This window comes from Neoehrlichia mikurensis (genome assembly GCF_019186785.1).
GTDB classification, from domain to species: Bacteria; Pseudomonadota; Alphaproteobacteria; order Rickettsiales; family Anaplasmataceae; genus Neoehrlichia; species Neoehrlichia mikurensis.
In genome coordinates, this window is the sequence record NZ_CP066557.1 from 581,916 (window position 1) to 605,762 (window position 23,847).

Here is a 23,847-nt window from a genome sequence, read left to right on the forward strand (position 1 = left end):
CAAGATTATTATAAGTGATATATACATTACGGTTTATAGCTATAAATAATTGTGGTATTAAGTACATATTTTAGAGTAAATGCTTCTGCTCTTAATAAGTTTCCTTGTTTATAAAGATATTATAACATATGTAAAGCAAAAACCATTAAAGTTGTTATAAATTTTTCTGACAATACATTTAGCATTAAAAAGATCTATAAATGCTGTGCTTAAAGTGCAAGAAAAGAGGTATATCTTTTAATTGAGTAATAGAGAGAATCGATGGTGCTATAAAATATAGTGTGTCTCATGAATATAAAAGTATTGCGTATAATGTTTTTATATGTACTAGTATTTTATAATATAATGAAGTTTGTATTAATAGATAAATGTATATAGCTTGTTATTAAAATAAGGACAGTGGCTATTGTTGTAAGCTATTTATAGTTGTTTAATATATTGTTAAAATTTTTTATATTAGGACAATAAATATTTATTGTACCCAAACTCAATATTTTTAATAATCAGTTAAGCGTTTATTTTTTTTGTCATACTTTAAAGAAAAAACTTTTTATTGATTATAAACAAATGATCTGCTGAAATATACGATGTCCATATACTTCTATTTAAATAGATATTTTATATCGCAAATGATTATTATACTATTTGTTTACATTTTTGATAAGTTACTGCTAATTTTATATATAAGGTAAAGATATTAACACTGGGTATTTTATATAAAATAAAGATTTAAGGTGATGTTGACATTATTTTATAATGTGTTTGAAAGATGTAGTTTTTACTATGATTTATTCATGAAGCTTTTACCATATCAAGTAGTGCTAGTGCGTAAAATGTTGTAACGCGATAATTATTATTTTCTATAGTGACTAATATAATAAAAAACTATCTTCATAATTGTTAATTAAATATAATGGTTGTTGTTATTTTGTGAATTACTAGTATGAAACTATCGATAAAAGCTATAGTTATATTTTTGTTATGTACTGTGTCAATTTATTCAGTATTACCTAATTTTATGAAAGGAGGTTTTTTATTAACAAAAAATAAAATAAATTTGGGGTTAGATTTACAAGGTGGTGGATATTTATTATTGAAGATAGATTTTCAAGAGCATTTAAGAGAAAGGTTATATAATTTAAGTGATGAATTAAAGGATTTTTTGCAGCGTGAAAAAATATCATACAATCAACTTTATGTTAATCAAGAAGTATTGATTTTAAATTTAAAAAATAGAGATGATATTTATAGAATAAAAAAAGTTTATAAAGATATTGAGGTTGCAGATAAGGGGGAGCATTTTGCTGTTTTGTTCAATAATGCCTATATTAAAAAAGTATATAAAGATGTTATGTCTAGCTCTATTAGTAATATACAGCGCAGATTGGATACATCTGGTACTAAGGAAATATCAATAAAAAGTCATGGAACAGATAAAATATCCTTACAAATACCAGGTATTTATAATACAGAAAATATTAAGTCTTTGCTTGGTAAAACTGCGAAGCTAACTTTTCATTTATTAGAGAATGTTAAGAAATTTAGTGATATTAATTCTTTCACTACAGTTTTACTTCATGATAATTTAGGTAATACATATCCTGTATTGCGTAAAGCTGAAATCAGTGGTGATTCACTAATAGATGTGAGTGCAGGGATAAATCAGATGGGTAAGGCAGTTGTATATTTTAGATTTAATAATTTTGCTACTAAAAAATTTGCAAAAATTACTAAGGAAAATTTTGGTAAACCTTTTGCTATAGTACTAGATAATATTGTATTGACTGCTCCTGTAATAAATGAACCAATTATGGGAGGTAGTGGTGAAATTAGTGGAAAGTTTTCACTTGATAAAGCAAAAGAATTGGCAATTTTGTTAAAATCTGGTGCACTGCCTGCACCGTTACATGTTATTGAAGAAAAAACCATAGGACCAAGTTTAGGTGCTGATTCTATTGCTCAAGGTAAAATTGCAATGATTACATCAATTTTATTAGTTGCAGTATTTATTATATTAGTTTATGGCCCTTTTGGTGTTATTGCTGTAATTGGATTAGTCTTTAATATAATATTTATTCTTTTTGTATTAACATTACTACAGGCTACTTTGACATTACCTGGAATTGCAGGAATAATCTTAACTATTGGTATGTCTGTAGATGCAAATGTTCTTATCTTTGAGCGAATAAGGGAAGAAATGAAAATTACCAATAAACTTAGATGGTCTATTGATACAGGGTTTAAGAATGCTATGTTAACAATTTTTGATTCTAATATTACAACACTAATTGTTGCAGCTATTATGTTTATGATAGGCAGTGGATCAATTAGTGGATTTGCTATCACTTTATCTATAGGGATTATATGTTCTATGTTGTCAGCAATTACCTTGACTAGATTTCTGATAGATTTGTGGGTAACAGTTATGAAGTTGAAAGTTATAAATCTATAATTGTTATTGTGCAAGGTTACTATTTTATGAAAAATAAACTGTAATATATAGGCGATATTTTTAGATTTAATAGTATTTATATCAAACTGTTATTGTATCATAGAGTATAAATAACTTATTTCAACAATATGAAGATATCAAATAATGTAATGTAAGTAAAGTATTAACCTATAGAGGTATTTTATGACCATAGAGCATAGTATAGAGAATAATCAACGTAAAAAAGTAGTATGGTGTAGTGGGAAGGGTGATGACGATAACTATGTAGAACATCCAAAGATATATCTGACTTTAACTAAAGAAAAAGTGGTATGTCCTTATTGTAGTAAAGTATTTTTTTGCAATGAAAATTAAGGAATATGCATTAATAATTCAATTCATTTGGTTAAAATATTAAATTAGTTTGATTAATATACAAATAATGTTATAATTTAGGTGTACTATTAATTAGTATGTAATAAATATGGCATTAAAGAGTAAGTAGATATGGGATTTCTAAGAGTAAGTACCCCAATTTTAAGTAATGTGATATTTTACGATCAAAATTATGGTATATTTAATAGGGGTAAAATTGTACGTAAAGTAATACCATTACGTCATAAATTATTGGAATTAGAAAAACAAGGAATATTAAGCATTGATAGACATTTATCATGGAATAATGGTAGAACAGTATTACGAATCTGTATTAATAATATCTTTTTTGAAGAAGATGAAAATTTTTTTAGTAGAGTGTTTATTTGTGAAGATAATAATGCTTTAAAAGCAGCTTATAACTTATTGCAGCAAAATCTTCCATGTAGAATAATAAATATAAAATATAAAGGGGAGACAATTAAGAAGTATTGGAATGCTGAAATAATATTATTAAACGCTGAATTATTTGATTTAAAGAATATAAGTAATCTATTATCTGATCTTGGGGAGATAATGTGTGGAGATGCTAATTCAAAAGTTCATGTTGTAGATTATTATCATAGTTCTAAGCCGCTAAAACATAGATTATATGATGCTTGTTTTTATGCAGAAAAGTGGTCATTGTTAACTTTACAGGAAAAGATATTTAGGACTGTATTTACAGGTATTGTCTTTTTGATTCCACCATTAGCATTTATTATGCTGTTTATTTATTATGGAAGTGTGAAAGATATTATAGAAAGTAATTATTTAAACTTACGTCCTTGGCAATTTAGAGAATGTTTAACAAAAATTCCACAATCTTCCTATGATATTTTGTTTAGCTCTAATAGTGAAATGCAGGATCTATTAAGAAAAAAAGTTATATGTTATGGTAGTGCTATCAATTATTTTTATAAACCATCTTTAGCGGAAGGTGCAACTTTAAAAAAAGATTGTACTACTTTAATAGGTAAAGCAGTGAGCACTAGAGATGTGTTATTATTTATAGCTAAAGATAATGAATTAACTAAATCACAGCTTTTATTAAGATATTATTTATTTTTTGGTATTGCTATTATTGGATGTTCTAGGATTGTGCAGTTGGTATTAAATTGTTGCTTAAAGCAAGAAAATATTAGCTTGTATGGATCTTTAGTATCTTATGCAATGTTATTGTTAGGATTTGCAAGCTTATTTTTTATTAAGAATAAAAAAGCTAAAACTGTATCAGCTATAGGTGCTTCTATTGTATCTATAATATCTATTATTGCATTAATGCATGTTACTAATAATATTACAATACCTTTAGTATATGAGAAATGGATATCTGTGCTATTCTTATCAGTAGCTGCTTTAGTAGCGGGTACACTTTTAGGAATAAGCAATTATTATAAAAAAGATAAAATGGTTGCCTCAAAGTTAAATATTAGCACTACTGCATACTTAGCAATTAAAAGTTCTCTAGATTATTCTGTAAAGCAAGGTATGGGTCAATATGACGAATCGTTATATGATATTAAAGATCCATTGCTTAAAGAAGCGTATAAGTCGGGAATTTTTGGAGATGTTTTTAAATCACAAGTTGAATTTAATGATGATGAGGTTTTAACAGCTGGTACGTCATTTATAGCTCCACATTGCAGCGAAGGATTAAGGTTTAGAGCCAATGCTGTGGGATGTGGATAAAATATTGGATTAGGTAGTATAATATCTATGGAAGTAGTTAAACATCTGATAAATATATCTACAAATTTGGTTGGAAAATTGCTAAGAATAGATTTAGAAAATAATCGTTTTGTTACCTATGATTTTATTGCAAATAAGTCATGTATAGCATGCGGAGATTTGGAAAAGTATATTGGTGTTAAGTAATTAGTGAGTGATGCTTAAGTAAAATTTTGTGATCTTTTTGTAAAATATTGAATATGTGAAATGATTCGTTATTTTAAATAATAGTTATATTAACTTTATTGTGTTATGATAGGGGTGTTCTGTATATTTTTAATATGTAGGTTAATGACTTGTAATTAATGCTTTTTTAAAAAGCTTTTATGTAATTTATTATCTAGAGCATTATTTTTTAATGTATTTATAAATAATTATATTTTAGTGACTTGTATTTTTGCTAATAATATGTTGAACTTTTTCATGAAAGTTTTTATTTAGTTTATTAAAACTTTGCATTATTATACATGGAGCTGTAGAAAAATCTCCTATACGATTTAGAGCGTTTTTTAATTGGGTAAGAGATTGAGTATCAAGATATTGGTCATTTGCTAAGTGTAAAAATATGTTTTCAACATTTTTTGCCATAGTTCTGTATTTACTTAAGGGATGATCAGTTGGATATTGAGCGATATTTTTAACGATTTTTAGTTCATGAGTTGTAAAATCATAAAAGGCTAAATTAATTAAACTTTGAATAGCATCATCCTTATCTGATTGCTCTATAATATTAACTTGTAATAAGATGTTTACAATATGCTCCATTGTCTTATATACGTTATTGGTAATTGTGATATCTATAGAGCGATTTATATTATTTATTGCAAAATCACATGTTATATTACTGGACTTTAACAAGTGTATTAAATGCTTGTTTTCTTGTGAAGATAAATTAAAGTAATTTTTTGATATTGGGTTCATAATTATAGTATTATTGCGTATAGTAATACTATACTGAGGCCTATTGGAAAACTTGCATATTAAAAAATTATTTGTGTTAAGACTGCAAGCTTTCTCTAGTGTTTCTACAATTAAATTAATATTAATGTTGAAATTGTGACATAACATATAATTTATCATATGATAAATTTCACTATAAATAAATTGTTGGGAAGTACTTAATATAACATTGTTATTATTATATTTTATAAGAACAGTATGCGGGAATAGTGCTTTAGCAGCCTTATACTTGTCTAATACTGTAAATGTTTTTATAAAGTGTTCTATATTATCGTGATTTGTAAATAATATTTCTATTTGTTTTTTTGTAATCAAAATGGTTTTTATCATTGTATTTACACTTTTAAATTGTATTTTATTATATTAATAAACTTTTATTAAAAAAAAAAATAATTTCATAAGCTATATATTAATAACATTATCAAGTGATCAATAAAATTTAATCAATCTTATAGTTAATTTTAAAGAATTTATCTACTTGCTAATATAATTTACACTTAGTATTTAAGTATAATTTTTCTTTTGAAAATAAAACATAATGTGAGAAAGGATATTAGTATTCAGAGCAGTTATTGAAAAAGATAACTTATAAAATAATATATATGATTGATGTGATACGGTATTAGTTCTAATGATGTAATCATAATATCATATACTAATTAACTAGGTAATATGTTCTTAATATGAGATAGTGTTTACTCAGGATGTGCTAAATACTACATTTAGTGTTATATGTTTATAAAAATTTATCTATTAACTAATATAATTTATATTGAGTATTTAAGTGTGATTTTTTCCTTAAAGATAAAACATAATGTAAAAAAATATGTTAATGCTCCTAAGAATATTAGTATTAATAACCCGATGCACCTAAAAATGGCTCTGTGAAAGAATAGAGGGTATATAATGTGATATGTTATTAGTATAGTAACTATCATAGCTATAGATGATATAATTATATGTATTAGTACTAGTGGCAATGAAGAACTAATTTTATATAGATTACGGGCTTTTAAATATAATATAAGTAAAATTGCATTTATCCAAGATGCAATAGATGATGTAATTGCTATGCTTACATATTGATAAAAATTAATGAGTATAATATTCATGATAATACTTACTGTTAATGATATTAATGAAAATAGTGTTGGGATGTTCATTTGTTTACGTATATAAAAAGATACTAAAAATATTTTACTTATTACAAAGGATGGTAAGGAAAATGCGAATGCAACTAAAACAGGTTTAATATTGTAAATTGCTATATAGTTAAATTGACCGTAGTTTAATAATGTTAATAATATTGCATCAGGTATAATGATTAATGCTATCATTGATGGAATAATAAATATTAACCCTATCTCTAAAGTTCTATTTTGAATATCAATAATATTTTGCAAATTATTAACTTGTATTTTTTTTGAAAGTGTTGGCAATAAAACAGTACTAATGGAAATACCTACTAATGCTTGAGGAAGCTGATGAATTCTGTCAGCGTAGTAAATATAAGATATTGCACCTGTAGTGAAACTTGCAAATATTGTATTAACCCAAATACTAATCTGGGATACAGAATTATGTAATATTGATACCATAGTATTTTTTAAAAAAGATATGGTATCACTATTAAGTCTTGGTATTTGTATATTTACTCCTACTTTATTTTTAAGTGCTATACAAAACACTAAAGTAAATTGTAGGATTCCTGCTACTAACACTGATATTGCAAGGTTATATATACATGTAGCATATAGGTGAGGTATAAATGTACTTAAAATTAAACAGATATTTAAAATAATGGGAGATATAGCAGTTACTGTAAAAAAATTATGAGTTTGTAATATGCTGTTAATTAAAGTAGTAAGAGAAATGAAAAATAAGTATGGCATCATAATTCTTGCTAAATTAGCAACTAATTCTAATTTATCAGTATGATTAGAGAATCCTGGAATTAGTACCTTAAATATTTGAGGGGAAAAGATTATTATTATTGTGCAAACGAGTATTAATATTAATGTTAATCCTGAAAAAATGTTATCTGCAAATTTTTTTGCTAAAGATTTATCAATAAGCTTTATCGAATATTCTGGTATAAATGCGTAACTAATAGCACCTTCTGCAAAATATGTTCTAAAAGAATTGGGTAACCGAAATGCTACAAAAAATATATCTGATAACTCATGTGCACCAAGATTATATGCAATTATTATGTCGCGTAGCAATCCTAATATTCTAGAAATAAAAGTAAAAAAGCTAAATATTAAAATTTTTTTAAGCATTACTTGACTTTTTTTGAAGGAAAATTATAGGATAATGAGCACTATTATAAAATAGCTAAGTAACTATGTCAATTTCCTTGAGTATATATGATTTGATGTCAAATTTAGCTAGTATAGGTCCTATAGCTTTCACAATAGGTTATGTAAAAGTACGTTGGTATTCACTAGCATATATTATAGGGGCATTATTTTCTTATTGGTATATGGCGAAAGTAGGCAAATATGTTATTTTATGTAGAAAAGACTATGATTCGTTAATGTCATGGGCAATGTTTGGAGTTCTTATTGGTGGAAGAATAGGTTATGTTTTTTTTTATGATTTGAGTTTTTACCTACAATTTCCTCTTGAAATTATTAAAGTATGGCATGGAGGAATGTCTTTTCATGGAGGTTTTATAGGATTAGTAGTTGCATCTCAAATTTTTTGTTTAAAAAAAAGGATTTCTGTATTGTCTTTAATGGATTTGTATTCTTGTTCTGTACCTTTAGGTTTATTTTTAGGACGTATTGCAAACTTTATTAATGGAGAGTTATATGGAAGAGTGACAAATGTGAGTTGGGGGATGATATTTCCTGCAAGTAATGATTTGTTGCCTAGACATCCTAGTCAATTATATGAGGCTATTTTTGAAGGAATTTTATTATTTCTTATTAATAATTTTCTTTTTTATTTTACTACTGCTAAAGAACATAAGGGGTTGTTATTTGGAATTACTATGACATTATATGGAGTTTTTAGATTTGTTATAGAATTTTTTCGTGAACCTGACATTCAACTGGGGTACGTTTTGCTTAATAGTATTACGATGGGGCAATTGTTATCAATTCCAATGGTAATAGCAGGAATTTTTTTATTGATAAAAAGTATTGCAAATTTACACTAATAATGATATTTTTCGCAGGATAGCTGTAGCTATGCTGCGTAGGAGTGTTTCTATGTCCCTTTCTTCTTATGATATAAAAAGTAAAGATCTTGGCTCTTCGTTTTTACAGGGTAAATATTTAGTAGAGTCATCTGAAAAATCTTCAAGTAACCCACATTCTTATCTAGTAGATGTGCGAATAGCAGCTTATAAAGTGCCTGAAAGAAACACTGCTGGCTAAGCTAGCCCTTATTATGTGGTAAATTAGCCAAAGAACTTTTTACTGGATTGTCATTATCATTGTTATGTTTTATTAGTTTTTTGCCATCAATTATATCTTTAATATCATTCCCGGTAAGTGTTTCAAATTCTAAGAGATTTTTAGCTATAGTGTGTAATGCATCTAAATGCTCGTTAATTATATTTTTTGCTCTTTCTAATGCTGATGATACTATTAGCTTTACTTCATTATCGATTAAGTTTGCTAAATCATTAGATATGATCTCATTTTTTTCTTCACTGTGATATAAAGGTCCTACTTTATCACTCATACCCCATTTCATTACCATTGATCTAGCAAGATCGGTAGCTTGTTTTATATCCGAAGATGCTCCACTAGTTACTTTATTATATCCAAATATTAATTCTTCTGCAGCTCTTCCTCCCATTGCAACAGTAAGATCTGCAATCATTTTTTCCCTAGTGTGAGATACACGGTCAGATTCAGGTAATCTCATAACTAGGCCTAAACTTCTACCACGTGGAATAATTGTTGCTTTATGTATAGGATCAGATGCAGGAGTATAGAAAGCTATTACAGCATGACCAGCTTCATGATATGCTGTTAGTTTTTTTTCTTCATCTGTCATAATCATTGATTTTCTTTCTGCTCCCATCATCACTTTATCCCTTGCGTATTCAAAGTCGTTCATAGTGACAATTTTTTTATTGAGTCTGGCTGCTACTAACGCTGCTTCATTTACTAAATTTGATAAATCAGCACCAGAAAATCCTGGAGTACCTCTTGCAATAACTTTAATATTGACGTCTGGAGCGATAGGAATTTTTTTAATATGCACATTTATTATTTTTTCTCTGCCGCTAATATCTGGTATTGGTATAGTAACCTGTCTGTCAAATCTTCCAGGTCTTAATAATGCATTATCTAAAACATCAGGACGATTAGTTGCAGCAATAATAATTACTCCCTCATTTGATTCAAATCCATCCATTTCGACAAGCAACTGATTAAGAGTTTGTTCTCTTTCATCATTTCCTCCACCTAACCCTATTCCACGATGTCTTCCTACTGCATCTATTTCATCAATAAAAATAATACAAGGGGCATTCTTTTTTCCTTGCTCAAACATGTCCCGTACTCTGCTTGCGCCAACTCCTACAAACATTTCAACAAAATCAGATCCTGAGATGCTAAAAAAGGGGACATTTGCTTCGCCTGCAATTGCACGTGCAAGCAAGGTTTTGCCAGTTCCTGGAGATCCTATAAGTAAGCATCCTTTTGGTATTCTGCCTCCTAATTTTTGGAATTTTTGTCTATGTTTTAAAAATTCTACAATTTCAACTAATTCTTCTTTAGCTTCATCTATTCCTGCAACATCATTAAATGTTACTTTATTACGATTTTCTGTCATAAGACGTGCACGGGACTTACTAAAACTCATTGTACGAGTGCCACCTGCTTGCATTTGTTTTAAAAAAATAAACCATATTATAATTAATAAAAACATTGGGAACCATGAGATAAATATATTACCCACGATACCTAAAAATGTTTCATCTGCTGCAAAACTAAAGGTTACTTGATGAGCATGTAACGATTTTATTAAATTGTCATATATTACACCATGTGTACGAAACTTTGACCCATTTCGTAATATTCCTTCAATATTACGATCGGTAATAACAGCACTTTCTACTTCATTGTTATCCAGTTTATTTAAAAATTCTGAAAATGGTAACTTAATACTACTATTCCCAATAATTTTATTATTAAACTGTATATATAATACAGTTATTATAATAATTATTGCAGACCAAATAACTAATCCTTCAGTTATTTTTCGCATAGTTAGTAGCTCCCTATTAATTAAACTGACTATAAATTAAATCGACTATATTTTTCTTAATTAGCACATCTTCAATGCTAATAATAGGAATATTATTTATATTATTATTTTGTAAAGGGTAAGCAAGAATTTTATCTTCTCTTTTTAAGATGGGTAAGCTGTATATGGCTTCTTTATAAAATGCTTTGAGATTTTTAGGTATAGGATGATTACCTAAAGGTGTAATACTTACTTGTTCGGTGTTATTATTATTTATTTTCAGCATAAATCTGTCATCCCATAATATTGGTGATGTGGTACGTGAATTAATATACTGTAATTTTATTGATGAAACTTCCTTTACTATAGATACGGTATTATCTTTATTATTTATGATTTTACAATTGCAAAATGTCATAGGAGTAATAAGTTGGTTATTCTTTATTTTATAGAAAAGGTTAATGAGTTTTTCATATCTTGGCTTATAGCTTTTCCCCCCTATGGCCATTAGTGAATATACTAATAACCTTAAGGCTATTTCCTCTGGCACTTCATTAAATTTATTTAATTTTATGGTTATAAAGCCTAATTTATTAAATTCTAAGCAATCATTAAGTGCGGCATGCACATAATATAATATGCAATTTATAGCACGTTTAATGTGTAGTGTCGTTTTGTATAGTCTGTTAATTAGTACATCTGAATTTTCGCTTACTTTAATAAGATTACGATATAAAGTTCTTTTGTATTTTATGTCTGTATTACTATGATCTTCTATCCAATAAAACTGCTTTTGTGATGCGTAATTTAGTATTTCTTTTTTAGTGAAACAAAGGAAAGGTCTTAATATTTCTATTGTATTAAACTTGGATTTTTCTTGCATCCCTGATAATCCATCTAATCCACTGCCTCTTTCTAATCTCATAAGAATAGTTTCAGCTTGATCATTCTTATGGTGAGCTGTTATAAGATATTTTATAGAATTGAGTTCACACCATTGATGCATTATACTATATCTAATAGTTCTAGCAACTGCTTGAATATTACTCATGGGTTTTATACCATTCCAATTTAATATTTGACATGTGAATTTTAATTTTTGTGATATGTTATATACGAATAAAGTTTCTTGTGTTGCTTCTTTTCGTAATCCATGATTTACTGTCAAAATTGTAGGATGTAATTTAGTATTTATATTGTGATAAATAGATATTAAATGTAATAAGGTAATACTGTCTACTCCTCCTGAAACTGCAACAGCGTAGTTTCCTTGCAAATTTAATTCATGCATTTTATGTAGAAATTTTAACTCTAAATTCATAATTATTCAATGTTACGCAAAAACGGAAAGAGAGGGATTTGAACCCTCGATACAAAAATTTTGTATACACGCTTTCCAGGCGTGCGCTTTAGACCACTCAGCCACCTTTCCTTACAGAGATATATTTTAACAGAAATAGTATTGATATAAATGTTTTTAATTATAATAATTAGTATTATACATAAAAATAATAATTAATATTATACAAAAAAAGATTTTTACTTATGAAAGACTGGTATGTTGTTAAGCCAGCTTTATAATATTTACTTTTTATGTTGGATTGTATAGGTTTTATAGTAATCTATATGAAAGTACAATAATTTGAAAGTTTTAACAAAACTTTCTAAAACCTTTATCAGTATTGTAGAAGTTGAAATAGTATATATCAAGTTAGCTTTATAATAGCTTACCTCTTATATTATACAATAATATATAGGGATATGTGTCACTATGTTCTGCTTTTAAGTTATTAATTTCGAACGTTCATTTACAACTCATATTTGTATATAGCATTATAATCTTAATATTACTAATTTTGCATTACTTGATAAAGCAGAATGTTTTTTCCATTATAGAAAATGATTAATTTTTTTTATTTTCAATATCATACTGTAATGCAGTAGTTATTTATGGACACTAATGATAAGCTTACGTGTAACAATTTTTATTGTGGGATTATTTTCTTTGTTTTTTGCGAATGTAATGCTTATTCCATCAATAGTTAACCTCTATGCTAACCATGATTGGCAAGGATTTATAATATCAAGTTTGATAGTATTTTTTTTTGGAATAGGATGTATACTTGTTGGAAAATTGCATACGTTAAAAAGAGGATTAGTATTTAGTATTACAAGTAGTTTGTGGATTATGCTTTCAATATTATCATCAATACCTTTTATTCTTTCTGATACTAAGTTGTCTTATATTGATGCTTTTTTTGAAGCAACATCTGGAATTACAACAACAGGTGCAACTGTTTTAAGTAATTTACATGAAAAATCCCCAGGTATATTATTATGGCGCTCTATTTTAAATTCTATAGGAGGATTAGGAATAATAGTAACAGGCATCTTCTTATTTCCATGCTTAAAAGTAATAAGCTTGTATAGTTTGTACCATTGCGAATCTTCTGATACGTCAACGAGATTCAAGTTTGGTTTTTTAAAAACTTTAGTATATATACTTATAATATATAGCATGCTAATAATATTGTGTACAATTTTCTATAAAATAGCGGGAATGTCTATTTTTGATGCAATTTGTCATGCATTATCTACTATATCAACAGGTGGTTTTTCTAATTATGATAATTCTCTGCAGTATTTTAATAGTATATATATAGAAAATATAGCAATAGTATTTATGCTGTTAAGTTCGTGTCCTTTTAATATGTACTTAAACGCAATATTAGAAAAAAGGTTTTTTGATGTACAGGTTATTTGTCTTATTTTTATTATTATTGGATGTTCAATATTAAGTATGATATGGATTTATAATAATAATTTATGTACAGGCAATGATTTTATACAATGTTTAAGATATGTTGTATTTCCTTTTGTATCACTTAGTACTTCTACTGGATTTACAAATTATGATTACAGTCATTGGGGATTAGTATCCATGTTAGGATGTTTAATGATGTTTATTGGAGGTTGTAGTGGATCTACAAATAGTGGTATTAAAATATATCGTATTTTGATCTTATTGAAAGGTGCCCATAAATATATAACAAGTATTGTATTTGGTAGTCATAAAGAAGTAAGTTTGCGTTTCTATAATAAAATTATAAATCCCAGCATATTATCGGAAGTAGGTATGATTTTCTTTTTATACATTTCTATTTTTATTTTATCTTGTATGCTTGTATCTTTAAGTGGAGTAGATGTTACAACTTCTATTACGGCAGTTATTGCTACTTTAGCAAATACAGGTCCAGGTATAGGTGAAATTGTCGGGCCAAAAGGTAATTATAGTACTTTATTACCGTTAGTTAAATTGTTATTATCTTTTTTAATGTTGATAGGAAGGTTAGAAATAATGCCAGTTTTTGTATTTTTATACTTTATATTTTATAAATGTAAAAACGCTTGATATGTTTTAATAAGAATATAAGATTGGACTGATTTTGTATTTTTTATTTCCTAGAGTAAAAAATATGTTACATTCTGCTGTCATGACAGAACCAAGGAGGAATGTTTTTGCGATTCTAGATATGGGATCAACAAAAATGGTATGCTTTGCAGTAAAAATGAATAATGGTGTGCCTGAAATTATAGGAATAGGTCATAAAGCTGCAGATGGTATTAACGGTGGTGCAATTACAAATATGCAGCATGCAAGTTATTCAGTTTTATCAAGCATAGATCTTGCAGAACAGATTGCTGAACAAACAATAGATCAAGTTTATATTAATATTTCTGGATGTGGTGTTTCTTCATTCAATGTTGTAAATGAAATTAATTCTACAGTGCATGAAATATCAGATCGTGATATTAAAAGAATTGTACTGCAGACTTATGAGAAATGTTGTGATAATAATGTTATTGTCCATAATATTCCTATAGCTTATCATCTTGATAATGTTAGCAGTATTACAGAGCTAAAAGGTCTTTATGGTAGTAAATTAAGGGCTGATATGCATGTAGTTACAGCTTCAAAATTAGCATTATTGAATATAGAAAATTGTATTACTAATAGTAATTTAAGTATGGCTGGATGTATTGTAGAATCTTACGCATCTGGATTAGCTTGCTTGACTGAAGATGAAAAAGAGTTAGGTACAGTAATTGTTGATATAGGAGGTAGCTATACTTCTATTGGTATTTTTGATAAAGGAAAGTTTGTTTATGCTGATAGTGTACCTTTAGGTGGAGTACATGTAACTAGAGATATTGCTTATGGATTATATACTAGTGTTAAAAGCGCAGAACGTATAAAAATTTTGCATGGTAATATCATGCTTACATCTGCAGATAAGAATTATGTTATTGAAGCTGAAAATGATGATTATGATGGAGAATTAATATCGGTAATGAAGTCAGATCTTATTGGTATAATTAGGCCAAGAATTGAAGAAATATTAGAGTTAGTAAAAGATAAGTTAGAAAAGCAAAAAAATATTGTAAGAAAAGTAGTTATTACAGGAGGATGTAGTCAATTAACAAGTATGAAAGAAATTGCAAGTTATGTTTTAAATAAACAAGTAAGAATAGGAATACCTGTAAGTATAAATGGTCTTGACGTAGAGTATACGCGTAATCCTATATTTTCTGCTGCTATTGGGGTGACTTTACTTGTTGCACAGACTTTTTATAATGGCAATTATAATAATTCTAAAAGAATTAGCAGATTTAAAAGGTTATTTGAATGGATAAAGTGATTATTCTATCACTGGATATTGTTATAATATTATTAATATTTTTTTTGAATTAGTTTGATTAGTGAATATGTAAAATTTATTATGATGATAGTTGTAATGATTTTAAGGAAATTGTTATACTTAATAACTTTTTAGGATTAGTACTGCGTATAAGAATCATCATAATCAATAATGTTTTTACGATTGTAAAGTACTTTGTTAGTAAGATTTCTATCATTGCTTCAGAAGAATTACAGAATTTTGAATAGTAATGTACTTGCTATTATAAAATAATTATTCAATGTATACCAGCTATTATGTTATATTTAATAAGTCAACAGTTTAAGCAGTGAAGTAAATAAAACTTTATTTATAGTAACAGCTATTACTAAAAGGAACTTTAATAAATAACATGTGAAAAGTATATCATAAATAAAAAATCAATGCAGTTTTTTTCTTAAATCTCTTGTAGCAGAAGCAGTTATTTCACTATTATGCTTTTTATCTGTAGTATGCTCCTTGAGCAAATGCTGGATTGCGTGGACAGCAATATCAGAAGCAGCTAATCTTAAATGTTTTATAGCTTGTTCTACTTGATGAGTAATTTTATTAACAGCTAATTCTAAATGGTTTTCTAAAATTAATTCTATATCTTGTTTAGTATTTTCTATAATACTATTATGCTTTTCACGAGCTATGCTTAGCATTAATTCAGCTTCATTTTCAAAGCTTTTACTTCTTGTTAATACATTGTTTAGTAGTGACTGTAATTGATTTTCAACTTTTAGTGACTCCTCAATATGATAGTTTGCGTTTTTAGATCGCTTAGATAAAAACTGAGTAATTATTTTTTTTGCTGGATTGAAAACTAACATGAATCCAACACAAAAAGCAATGTCAACAATGAGATGAACAGACATTATAGTTTCTCCTTATATAACTTAGAGGTAATATCTTGTAATGCTTGTATATTATCAGCATTACAATTAAGAATTCTATTATAGTATACTAGTGCTATTTCGGAAGAAAGCTTTATTAACTCTTCATGAGAATTTGATATTATACTTTGTAATTGCTCATCTACCAATTTTAGCATTTCACTTAATTCATCATTTATTATAAACTTTACGTTATTCATCATACGTTGTGACTCTTGACATGCTTCGCTAATTACATGTTCTGCTAGGGCACTAGTATTTTGCATCATAGATAGCTGTTTATTTATTTGAGCATGCAAAATTTTATAAGAATTATAAGAATTGTTAAGAGAATCCTGTACAGTGTCATGTCTCCTTAAAATAACATCCTCAGTTTTTGGAATTACTAATTTGTTTACCACTAAATACAGTAATATAAAAGAAACCACAAACCAAAATAGTTGAGAAGAAAAAGTAGATACATCTAGCTGAGGTATTATATCCATAACTTTAATTAAGCTACAAAAATTAATAGCAACGCTAGTAAAAAGGAAAACAAGCCCATAGCTTCAACTAAAGCTGCACCTGTATAAACATATTTCTTTAATTTATCCTCTGTTTCAGGGTTGCGTGCTAACCCATTTAACATAGTTGAAAATATATTTGCTACTCCCAACGCAGAAGCAACCATACCCAATACACTTAATCCAACAGCGATAAACTTTAAAGACTCCATGCTTCAACCTTAAGTGAAAAAATTTAATATCCTTATTATAAATATATTGTAATATATGTCAATTGTAAATTTAATGTCCAGTTACTGAATCTGATAAATAAACACATGTTAATACAGTAAATATATATGCTTGTAAAATTGCAACAAAGATTTCAAATCCAATTAAGATAATAATAAAGGCAAATGGTAAAGGCATAAATACCATACTTATTTTTGATACAAACCCTGCAATTACTTTTATAATTGTGTGTCCAGCAATCATATTTGCAGCTAGACGTATTGATAAACTGACAGGACGTGCGCAGTAGGTAAAAAACTCAATTAATATCATCATGGGTGCTAACCATAAGGGTGTACCTTTTGGTAATAAAATGTTGAAGAAACGTAATCCCTGATGTTTAAATCCTATTATTGTGACGCTTAAAAATACTACCATGGAAATAGCAAAAGTGACTATAATTTGGCTTGTAGCAGTAAATCCTAAAGGTAATATTCCTAATAAATTACAGAGTAAAATAAATATAAAAATTGTAAAAACTAAAGGTATATATTGTAAGCTAGTTTTTCCTGCATTATTTTCTAAAGTTTCTGCGATAAAATCATATATATATTCTATGATAAGTTGTATAGGTGATGATGTGCCTTTCCTTAATCCTAGATAAAAAAGTAGAATGACTATTACAACAGTTAATATCATAAATAAAGATGCATTGGTAAAGTCTATATTATATCCAGCGATAGTTGGAAGCTTTATTATTGTAACAACTTTAAACTGCTCTAAGGGATTTGACGTCATACATATTCCCTAAATCATATAATATAATAATCATATCAATAACATTCTGTTAGTCAATTGTATATAGTGTTGTACAGTGTAATTTATACAACAATATTGTTAGTAAAAATTTGTTTTTTCCGTTAAAGACGTTTAAATTTCCTTTAAAGCTGTTATGTGATATTTATTTAGAATATATCAGTATAATTATGGATTGTAGTTATTCAATAATTAGTAAATTAAATAAATGTAGATTACATGATAAAAATTGTATAACTAAATTATCTAATACTAATTTTATAATTAGTATGGTTATATTACTGTCTTTATATGTAGATTTTGCTATTATATAGATAGGACTTTTAAGTATCTCTGAATGTTATTTAATTATTTGTGAAAATATTTTGACATAGTATTATTTTACTTTTTGAAATTATGTATAATAGCTTTTTAAAAAGATCTTTATTATGTAAGGATCTCAATAATTACTTAGATGTCATAAAAAATGTTATAAACATTATATACATAGATACAAAACTGATATCTCATTTTTGTGATATTGTAAAATTGTATAGTAGTAATAGTTTTATAGTTGCGGATACAAATACAGCTAATATTCTGGGTAGATATGCATTTGATATGTTTAATCATTATGTTATTCCAGGCAAGTTTTGTGCTTCTGAGATGTTAGTAGATCTTATTCGAAGTAAATCTAAAAGCTCTGACTTAATAGTTGCTTTGGGTAGTGGAACCATAAATGATATCTGTAAGTATGTAAGCTATATTGAAAATAAAGATTATATTCTGTTTCCTACAGCACCATCTATGAATGGATATACTTCATTAAATGCATCTATTACAATGCGTGATGGTAGAAAATATTCTTTTAATGCTCATTTGCCAAAGGCGATATATATTGATATTGATGTAATAGTGAATTCTCCCAAAAGATTGATTATTAGTGGATTTGCAGATTTTATTTGCCGTTCTACTGTAAGAGCTGATTGGTTAATGTCGCATTTTTTATTGGGAAGTGATTATATGGAATTACCATTTATTATTAGCAAGGAAAGTGAAGATGCATTGATTTATTATTATTCAGGGTTAATTTATAATGATAAAAGTACTATAATGATGTTAATGCAAGCATTAATTCTGTCGGGAATAGGTATGCTTATTATCAAAAGTAGTAAGTCTGCTAGTCAGGGTGAGCATATAATTGCTAGTAGTATAGAATTACTAGATCATAATAATCATTTGTTGCATGGAGAAATGGTAGGTATTGCAATGATGGTTATGTCAAATTTACAGCATAAAATATTAAACATATTTCCAAAAATAAATCCTACTGCAGTAAATAAGGCTGATATAATAGCATGTTTTGGGAAGAAATATGCTAAGGATTTTTGGTGTATATTATCTAAAAAAATGATTGATTATAAAAAAGCAGAAATGCTAAATAAAATCATTGCTGAGAAATGGAGTGACATTGTAAATTTAATTAATCAAAATATCTTAAACCCGGGGTTCCTTAAAAAAATATTTTTAGATATAGGATGTCCTCATACTATACAACACACAAACTGGAATCTAGTTAATTATAGACAAGTTGCAAATTTGGCATTCGTTACTAGAGATAGATTTACTTTTCTTGACATAGCTCATCATATAGGTATGTCAGTAGTATGATTCTTGATTGTTTAATATGTATTATCTTAAAAATTTACTATTATAAAAATTTTTTCATATCATAATTTTAGTATATTAAAAAACTTAGTTGTTAATTCTAAATTATTTTTATTGGATTTTATACTAATTACTTATTTAATATAACGTGCGTTCAGAATGTCTTAATACATGTAATTATGATGTGTATTACTATTTTATATGATATAGGGTTGCTCCTTTTGTAAGGACATTATGTGTTTTTGCTTTATAAAAATTTGATTTTGCTAAATTGGCATTAGACAAGTTGATATTGTGCAAATCTGCATATGAAAAGTTAGCAAAGCTGAGGTTTGTATTAGTAAAATTAATATTATTTAATGTCATTCCTGAAAAATTAGCATTGCTTAATATGGAATTAGAAAAATTAATGTCTTCTAGAATTACTTTCCTAAAATCAAAATGGGAATAATTAATATCAAGTATTTTTGTTGACGTAAGGAAATCTTGTAAACTTTTAATAGAGTTAATTGCCTCATTATGTGGTGAATTCTTATTATCAATTATTATTGTTTTATTAAATTTACAATTTTGAAATTGAGAGCCTGATAAATCATTTTTATAAAAACTTGATGTATTAAACTGAGAATTGATAATATTTGTCTTTTTAAGTTTGTTATTAAAAAAACTGACTTTATTAATTGTGTTATTTGCGAAAATTATATTGTTTAGTGTACTATTGCTAAAATTAGAAGATTCTAAAGTAGATAATAACCATAATGAATTTCGTGCATTTATCTTTTCGTATACTGTATTTGTAATTTTATTGTAACTAATACTTGCAGAAAATAAGTTACTATTATGAAAAGATACATTATCTATTATAGAACTATTCATTGATACCATACTAAGATTATTATTTTTTATGTTAGTATTATGAAGTACTGTTCCGCTAAAAAAAGAATATGGTGTATTATTGTTAATAAGATTTACTGAATTAAAGTGTGAATATCGTGCATCTACTCCCTTCATTATAGAATTTGTAATTGCAGAATTATTTAATTGTGCATTAATGAATGTTGTATTGTTTAGTATTGCATATGATATTGCTGTATCATTAAAAGTTGTTTTGTTAAAGTTTACATTTGTGAAATTTGTATAATTGCTGTCTACAGCATACATTTTTACGCTGCTTAAATCTGCATTATAAAAATTTGCTGAATATATACTTGATACTTCTAAATTTGTATTGCTAAGATCACTGCCTGTTAAATCTGTAAAATCTAAATTTACGCCATACATTATGGTATTGCTTAGTATAGAATTTTGAATTCTTGCATTATTGAAATTTACTCCAAATAAATTTGCGTGAGATAAATTACTATTTTGAATAGTAATATCTTCAGCTTCAGCATCGTGAAAATTTGCACTTTTAATTGCGGATTCTAGAATGTATGCAGATATCAGTTCTACATCTGTAAAATTAGTATGTAATCCTTGAGATTGCTTGATAGTAGAATATCGCATATCTGCATTATTAAATGAGGAATAGCTAATATTAGAGGTATATATATAAGTTTTGTTTAGGTCTGCTGATGTAAAGTTTGCGAATTGTAAATCTGATTTTTCTATATTAGATTTGCTTATATCTGCACTAGTAAAATTTGCACCTCTAACATCTGCGTTATTAAAGATAGAATTTGACAGGTTGCTACGTTGGAAATTTGCTTGTACTAAAGTTACATTTCTAAATATTGACCCTCTTATATCTAAGTCACTAAAATCTGCTCCGGATAAATTATTACCGAACTCTTTTTGGAAATCTAAAGGAATACCTTTTGCATGACATTTTACTATAAAATCTTTGAAATGTTTTTTTGTATATGTTGTATATTTAATATTTTTTATATTATCTAAAAAAGAAACTTTAGCATTATCATGTGCATGACTAATATATGCAACAGTAGTGCTAAATATTAATATGATAGTGTATGTTAATAGCTTTATTGAATTTTGTAAAAGTGTAATAGCACTCATGTTAATCATTAAATTTTATAAGTTAATTGCGTGTAAAATCTATTGTAAGTAATAAGTGTCATAAAAATATTAATCATCATTGTTATAGATAACTTAAAATAGTAGAGGTTTGTTTATTAAAATAACAATTTCTTGAGTTGTAAAGTAAAAAGTAACATAAATTATTTTGCGCATTAAATGTGTATTACTTGCTATAGATAACTTAAAATAGTAGAGATTTGTTTATTAAAATAACAATTTCTTGAGCTGTAAAATGAAAAATAGCATAAATTATTGTGCATTAATAGTGTTACCTTTTTGTATAATGTGTATACTTGGTACATGGCAAGTTTTTCGACTTAGAGAGAAACTTCGCATAATTGATAATATGAAATCATTACCAATTGTATTACCAAATAATGACATAAAAAAATATGCGTATAAAAATGTTAGCATAAGGGGAAGTTTTGAAAATCAAAACCATTTTAATGTTTTTGCTGGTAGTGTAGGTTATTATTTTTTACAACCTTTTAAACTTGTTGATGGTAGAACTATATTAGTGAATAGGGGAATATTAACTGACTATAAGCAGCAAATTAACATATTAAATAATAATATTATTAATATTAATGGTATGCTATATTGTAATTTTGATAAAAAAATTAGATGGTTTATAAAAAATGATTCTGTAAAAAATTTATGGATTTGGTTTGATATTGATGGCATGTCTAAAGTTATCAATGTCAAATTAGAAGCTTGTATTATATGGGCTGATAAAACAGGATTACTAGGTAATTTGAAACCTAATATGACTTTGCAAGTACGTAATGACCATTTAGAGTATATTATTACTTGGTATTCTCTTGCTATTATATGGGTTGCTGGTTGTATTGGCTTTATTTTAAAGAATAACCGTAAATAATTGTATGATATTTGTTAGAGAAAAGATTTTATTTATACTATAATTATAAAGAAATAGCTGTTAAAGCATTAAGTGACACATAGCTTTTGTATGAGATAATATACTGAATATATTATAGAAATTACTAGTAATTTGAAACTCTATTTTGTATATTGATAATTTATATTGTGATATGATGTTTTCTATTATCACTATAATTTTTTATTCATAAATCTTCTGAAATAAGAGAATTGTTATATTATTTAACATTTCTTTTTTATTGGTAATAATGTTATATCTTTAAGTAGATAAGAGATATTAAATGTTATTTAGGAAATATTTTTATGGTAAACTCACAAAGTGATGAAACTTTTATTGTTAATTAATTATATCTGTTATGATTTACTATAATATAATACTTTAAGAGACAATAATGAAAAATAATTTAAAGAATTTAAGTATATAAGGAATAATTATAAGTGTAATTTAGTACTGATTTTTCTGTTGTTATGTAACAAGTTGTTATATTCCTATAAGTTTTGAATATCTTGGATATGATTTGCATTTAGTGGAAGGATTAATTTAATCCAAGCAATTGCTTTATCTGTAATCTGAGATGTACTAATACTACCAAATCCATAGGTTAACATTTTAAAGTTCTTTGTTATCAGTAGTGATTGATAGTATTACAAGAGTTATTATATTTCCTCTAATATTGTTTTTTAATTAAGTGTTCTTATATAAAAGACATAGTTTTTTATTTGTGGGTTTGTATATAAAGTTTTTTTGCAATATGTGTGTGATGAATGGTATAATTTACATTGGTAAATGATGATTTGAATACTGCTTTGATTAACAGATTTTTTTCTGTGTTATAAATCTGGTAGTGCTGTTGGTGTATTCAATGTTTTTTTTTGCATTTTGATGCTATGTTGTAATATTGTTAATAGTTAGTTCTGTGATAATCCTGCTTTCATATGTGTTTTTTATGAGTAGTAATCTAAAAATTACAGTATGTTATCATTAATGTTTATTTGTGATGGTAAATATACAGTTTTAGTAAAGATATTTATTAATTCTGCAAAAAATCATGCTTTAAAAAATAATTTACAAATAAATTATCGGTATATTGACATTTATGACTTAATAAATATCAATGAATGTTATGATATAATTATTTTATAGCTAGGTAACCATTTATTATGCATGGTTAACTTTGTTTGTATTAATTTTGTAAAATATTATTTTGTATGCAGAGGTTTTCTTAAATCATCTAGTAGCTACCTTGACAAAATGTTGTAGAGTATATGGGTTTAATATGTTGATTTGCTATAGATTTATATATCTATGTTTTCGAAAATTTAGTCAGATTAAAATTTAAAAATATTTTCTTAAAAGCTAGTGTATATTG

Annotated in this window: 19 protein-coding genes and 1 tRNA gene; 10 read left to right on the forward strand and 10 right to left on the reverse strand. The window is 26.6% G+C overall.

The genetic code is table 11. The features are described from left to right. The first annotated feature begins 943 nt into the window (after positions 1-943). From secD to HL033_RS02365, 4 genes are all read left to right on the forward strand, one after another. On the forward strand, positions 944-2,452 hold the full coding sequence (secD, locus tag HL033_RS02350; protein ID WP_218193711.1) for a protein translocase subunit SecD: 1,509 nt from the start codon (positions 944-946) through the stop codon (positions 2,450-2,452). 183 nt (positions 2,453-2,635) lie between these two features. Beyond that, a complete protein-coding gene (locus HL033_RS02355) occupies positions 2,636-2,806 on the forward strand; it encodes a zinc-finger domain-containing protein (RefSeq protein WP_218193712.1) in 171 nt (56 codons plus the stop codon). 132 nt (positions 2,807-2,938) lie between these two features. Continuing rightward, a complete protein-coding gene (locus HL033_RS02360) occupies positions 2,939-4,537 on the forward strand; it encodes a hypothetical protein (protein ID WP_218193714.1) in 1,599 nt (532 codons plus the stop codon). Between the two features lie 27 nt (positions 4,538-4,564). Further along, positions 4,565-4,723 carry a hypothetical protein gene (locus HL033_RS02365; RefSeq protein ID WP_218193715.1) on the forward strand — a complete coding sequence of 53 codons (159 nt, stop codon included), beginning with the start codon at positions 4,565-4,567 and terminating at the stop codon, positions 4,721-4,723. Positions 4,724-4,957: 234 nt separating this feature from the next. Here the strand turns inward: HL033_RS02365 and HL033_RS02370 are convergent, their stop codons facing one another. Together HL033_RS02370 and murJ are read right to left on the reverse strand one after the other, a co-directional pair. Next, positions 4,958-5,866 (reverse strand): hypothetical protein, encoded by a 909-nt coding sequence (locus HL033_RS02370; RefSeq protein WP_218193717.1) that lies wholly within the window; start codon positions 5,864-5,866, stop codon positions 4,958-4,960. 437 nt (positions 5,867-6,303) lie between these two features. Beyond that, on the reverse strand, positions 6,304-7,818 hold the full coding sequence (murJ, locus tag HL033_RS02375) for a murein biosynthesis integral membrane protein MurJ (protein ID WP_218193718.1): 1,515 nt from the start codon (positions 7,816-7,818) through the stop codon (positions 6,304-6,306). Between the two features lie 95 nt (positions 7,819-7,913). Here murJ and lgt point away from each other — a divergent pair, with 95 nt between their 5' ends. Both lgt and HL033_RS02385 read left to right on the forward strand, forming a co-directional pair. Continuing rightward, positions 7,914-8,702 (forward strand): prolipoprotein diacylglyceryl transferase, encoded by a 789-nt coding sequence (gene lgt / locus HL033_RS02380; protein ID WP_218193719.1) that lies wholly within the window; start codon positions 7,914-7,916, stop codon positions 8,700-8,702. 52 nt (positions 8,703-8,754) lie between these two features. Beyond that, positions 8,755-8,922 (forward strand): hypothetical protein, encoded by a 168-nt coding sequence (locus HL033_RS02385; RefSeq protein WP_218193720.1) that lies wholly within the window; start codon positions 8,755-8,757, stop codon positions 8,920-8,922. A gap of 1 nt (position 8,923) precedes the next feature. Here the strand turns inward: HL033_RS02385 and ftsH are convergent, their stop codons facing one another. From ftsH to HL033_RS02400, 3 genes are all read right to left on the reverse strand, one after another. Continuing rightward, on the reverse strand, positions 8,924-10,768 hold the full coding sequence (gene ftsH, locus HL033_RS02390; RefSeq protein ID WP_218193721.1) for an ATP-dependent zinc metalloprotease FtsH: 1,845 nt from the start codon (positions 10,766-10,768) through the stop codon (positions 8,924-8,926). Positions 10,769-10,784: 16 nt separating this feature from the next. Then, positions 10,785-12,068: a tRNA lysidine(34) synthetase TilS gene (gene tilS / locus HL033_RS02395; RefSeq protein ID WP_218193722.1), complete on the reverse strand. Its 1,284-nt coding sequence runs from the start codon at positions 12,066-12,068 to the stop codon at positions 10,785-10,787. 23 nt (positions 12,069-12,091) lie between these two features. Next, positions 12,092-12,179 (reverse strand) — tRNA-Ser (locus HL033_RS02400). A gap of 528 nt (positions 12,180-12,707) precedes the next feature. On the opposite strand from HL033_RS02400, the gene HL033_RS02405 reads away from it, so the two are divergent. Both HL033_RS02405 and ftsA read left to right on the forward strand, forming a co-directional pair. Beyond that, positions 12,708-14,159, forward strand: coding sequence for a TrkH family potassium uptake protein (locus HL033_RS02405; protein ID WP_218193724.1), 1,452 nt, complete (start codon positions 12,708-12,710; stop codon positions 14,157-14,159). 64 nt (positions 14,160-14,223) lie between these two features. After that, positions 14,224-15,447 (forward strand): cell division protein FtsA, encoded by a 1,224-nt coding sequence (gene ftsA, locus HL033_RS02410; protein WP_218193726.1) that lies wholly within the window; start codon positions 14,224-14,226, stop codon positions 15,445-15,447. A gap of 419 nt (positions 15,448-15,866) precedes the next feature. Here the strand turns inward: ftsA and HL033_RS02415 are convergent, their stop codons facing one another. From HL033_RS02415 to HL033_RS02430, 4 genes are all read right to left on the reverse strand, one after another. Next, on the reverse strand, positions 15,867-16,346 hold the full coding sequence (locus tag HL033_RS02415; RefSeq protein WP_218193728.1) for a F0F1 ATP synthase subunit B family protein: 480 nt from the start codon (positions 16,344-16,346) through the stop codon (positions 15,867-15,869). Further along, complete coding sequence (locus HL033_RS02420; RefSeq protein WP_218193729.1) at positions 16,346-16,849, reverse strand: F0F1 ATP synthase subunit B family protein; 504 nt, start codon at positions 16,847-16,849, stop codon at positions 16,346-16,348. Before HL033_RS02420 ends, HL033_RS02415 begins: the two co-directional genes overlap by 1 nt. An 8-nt stretch (positions 16,850-16,857) precedes the next feature. Then, a complete protein-coding gene (locus tag HL033_RS02425) occupies positions 16,858-17,079 on the reverse strand; it encodes a F0F1 ATP synthase subunit C (RefSeq protein ID WP_218193730.1) in 222 nt (73 codons plus the stop codon). A gap of 70 nt (positions 17,080-17,149) precedes the next feature. After that, positions 17,150-17,875 carry a F0F1 ATP synthase subunit A gene (locus HL033_RS02430; RefSeq protein WP_218193731.1) on the reverse strand — a complete coding sequence of 242 codons (726 nt, stop codon included), beginning with the start codon at positions 17,873-17,875 and terminating at the stop codon, positions 17,150-17,152. A gap of 414 nt (positions 17,876-18,289) precedes the next feature. Between HL033_RS02430 and HL033_RS02435 the strand changes: the two genes are divergently transcribed. Beyond that, positions 18,290-19,543, forward strand: coding sequence for an iron-containing alcohol dehydrogenase (locus HL033_RS02435; RefSeq protein WP_218193732.1), 1,254 nt, complete (start codon positions 18,290-18,292; stop codon positions 19,541-19,543). Positions 19,544-19,732: 189 nt separating this feature from the next. On the opposite strand, the gene HL033_RS02440 is transcribed toward HL033_RS02435, so the two are convergent. Further along, on the reverse strand, positions 19,733-21,565 hold the full coding sequence (locus HL033_RS02440; RefSeq protein WP_218193733.1) for a pentapeptide repeat-containing protein: 1,833 nt from the start codon (positions 21,563-21,565) through the stop codon (positions 19,733-19,735). A 244-nt stretch (positions 21,566-21,809) separates the two neighbouring features. Between HL033_RS02440 and HL033_RS02445 the strand changes: the two genes are divergently transcribed. Next, positions 21,810-22,457, forward strand: coding sequence for an SURF1 family protein (locus tag HL033_RS02445; protein WP_246575206.1), 648 nt, complete (start codon positions 21,810-21,812; stop codon positions 22,455-22,457). Positions 22,458-23,847: the final 1,390 nt, after the last annotated feature.

Excerpts from the sequence above, each read along its gene's own strand:
- HL033_RS02360 (WP_218193714.1), top strand. The coding sequence starts at position 2,939 with ATGGGATTTCTAAGAGTAAGTACCCCAATTTTAAGTAATGTGATATTT.
- HL033_RS02440 (WP_218193733.1), bottom strand. The coding sequence starts at position 21,565 with ATGATTAACATGAGTGCTATTACACTTTTACAAAATTCAATAAAGCTA.
- tilS (WP_218193722.1), bottom strand. The coding sequence starts at position 12,068 with ATGAATTTAGAGTTAAAATTTCTACATAAAATGCATGAATTAAATTTG.
- lgt (WP_218193719.1), top strand. The coding sequence starts at position 7,914 with ATGTCAAATTTAGCTAGTATAGGTCCTATAGCTTTCACAATAGGTTAT.
- murJ (WP_218193718.1), bottom strand. The coding sequence starts at position 7,818 with ATGCTTAAAAAAATTTTAATATTTAGCTTTTTTACTTTTATTTCTAGA.
- HL033_RS02365 (WP_218193715.1), top strand. The coding sequence starts at position 4,565 with ATGGAAGTAGTTAAACATCTGATAAATATATCTACAAATTTGGTTGGA.
- ftsA (WP_218193726.1), top strand. The coding sequence starts at position 14,224 with ATGTTACATTCTGCTGTCATGACAGAACCAAGGAGGAATGTTTTTGCG.
- HL033_RS02415 (WP_218193728.1), bottom strand. The coding sequence starts at position 16,346 with ATGTCTGTTCATCTCATTGTTGACATTGCTTTTTGTGTTGGATTCATG.
- HL033_RS02370 (WP_218193717.1), bottom strand. The coding sequence starts at position 5,866 with ATGATAAAAACCATTTTGATTACAAAAAAACAAATAGAAATATTATTT.
- secD (WP_218193711.1), top strand. The coding sequence starts at position 944 with ATGAAACTATCGATAAAAGCTATAGTTATATTTTTGTTATGTACTGTG.
- HL033_RS02445 (WP_246575206.1), top strand. The coding sequence starts at position 21,810 with ATGAAAAATAGCATAAATTATTGTGCATTAATAGTGTTACCTTTTTGT.
- HL033_RS02425 (WP_218193730.1), bottom strand. The coding sequence starts at position 17,079 with ATGGAGTCTTTAAAGTTTATCGCTGTTGGATTAAGTGTATTGGGTATG.
- HL033_RS02430 (WP_218193731.1), bottom strand. The coding sequence starts at position 17,875 with ATGACGTCAAATCCCTTAGAGCAGTTTAAAGTTGTTACAATAATAAAG.
- HL033_RS02385 (WP_218193720.1), top strand. The coding sequence starts at position 8,755 with ATGTCCCTTTCTTCTTATGATATAAAAAGTAAAGATCTTGGCTCTTCG.
- HL033_RS02355 (WP_218193712.1), top strand. The coding sequence starts at position 2,636 with ATGACCATAGAGCATAGTATAGAGAATAATCAACGTAAAAAAGTAGTA.
- HL033_RS02420 (WP_218193729.1), bottom strand. The coding sequence starts at position 16,849 with ATGGATATAATACCTCAGCTAGATGTATCTACTTTTTCTTCTCAACTA.
- HL033_RS02435 (WP_218193732.1), top strand. The coding sequence starts at position 18,290 with ATGTATAATAGCTTTTTAAAAAGATCTTTATTATGTAAGGATCTCAAT.
- HL033_RS02405 (WP_218193724.1), top strand. The coding sequence starts at position 12,708 with ATGATAAGCTTACGTGTAACAATTTTTATTGTGGGATTATTTTCTTTG.
- ftsH (WP_218193721.1), bottom strand. The coding sequence starts at position 10,768 with ATGCGAAAAATAACTGAAGGATTAGTTATTTGGTCTGCAATAATTATT.